The 1,201-nt window shown below is 75.4% G+C and carries 1 protein-coding gene; it reads right to left on the reverse strand.

Annotated elements, in window-relative coordinates; translation table 11 throughout:
• Positions 1-1,201: hypothetical protein (locus AB0M20_RS44640; protein WP_364307662.1), on the reverse strand; the 1,201-nt coding region annotated here is incomplete at both ends.

The following is a 1,201-nucleotide window of genomic DNA, read 5'->3' on the forward strand; positions in this document are numbered from 1 at the left end:
GGCCGCGCCGGCCAGCGTGTCGAGGGCGCGGGCCTGCTCGGGGGCGTTCAGCATGATCACGTAGTAGAGCAGAAACAGGACCACGGGTACGCCGTACCAGATGACCGTGTATCCGACCGCCGCGAGCGGGCCGCCGGTGTCCTCGTCCTCGTCCTCGTCCGGTTCGAGCAGGTTGTTGGGCCGCTCCGCCACGGCGATGCCGCCGGTGACGGGCCGGCGCTCGTAGGAGCCGGTGGCCGACGAGCTCTGATAGGAAGCCGGCCGGCGCGGCGGCCACTGCGTGTCCTCATCGTGGACCGGCATCTGCTGCCGGGACGCGGCCGGCGCCGCACCGACCGGTCCGACCGGCGGCGACTGCGGAACAGCCGCCGAGGCGACGGGTCCGACCGGCGGTGACTGCGGCACCGCGGCCGAGCCGACCGGCTTGAACGGCACGAAGTCCTGCGTGCCGAACCGCCGCGACTCCCCGTCGGCCAGGTCGGTCTCGGCGGCCAGCTCACGACGCCAGTCGCCGGTGTCGGTGCCCTCGCGATAGGGGGCGGTGCCACGGGCGGCCTGCTCGCGCTGCCAGTCGGCCTGGTCGAAGCGGCGGATCTCGGTAGGCGCGTCCCCGACGAACGGCTCGGTCTCGCTGCGGAGCTGTCCCCGCCAGTCCATGTCCCTCGACGGTTCCGGCCAGTTCCCGCTCGTGCGTTGGCCCGGCTCCCGCCGCCATGTGTCCGGGCCCAGCAGCCCGCCGTCCTCGGACTGCGGACGCTCCATCCGGGTGCCGGTCTCGTCCGCCCGCCGCCGGTTGGGGTTCATCGGCCGGGCGCGGCCGACCGCGTTGGACCGGCCGCCGGAAACGGGCCGCACCGGCGGGAGGTAGCCGGTCTCCGCGTCGCCGGCCTCGATCTCACGCGCCCGCCGTGGCGGTTCGTCGTCACCGCGCCGCACCATGTCGTCGCGAAGTTCGTCCTGCCAGGCCGGACGAGCCATCGGCTCAGCGCGCCGGCCCGGCCGCGCCTCATCCTCGCGCCACGGCTGGCGGGCCTCGTCGTCGCGGCGAGGGCCTTCGATGGCCCGGCGCATCGGGCGACCGGGCGCCTGATCGTCGGCCCGGTCGTCGGCCACGTCGCGGCGCCAGTCGTCTGGACCGGCTTCGTCCCGGCGCCAGCCGATCGCCCCGGCGCCGTTGATCCGGCCCGACGGCTCGTCGTGG

Source organism: Actinoplanes sp. NPDC051633 (genome assembly GCF_040681735.1).
Taxonomy (GTDB): domain Bacteria; phylum Actinomycetota; class Actinomycetes; order Mycobacteriales; family Micromonosporaceae; genus Actinoplanes.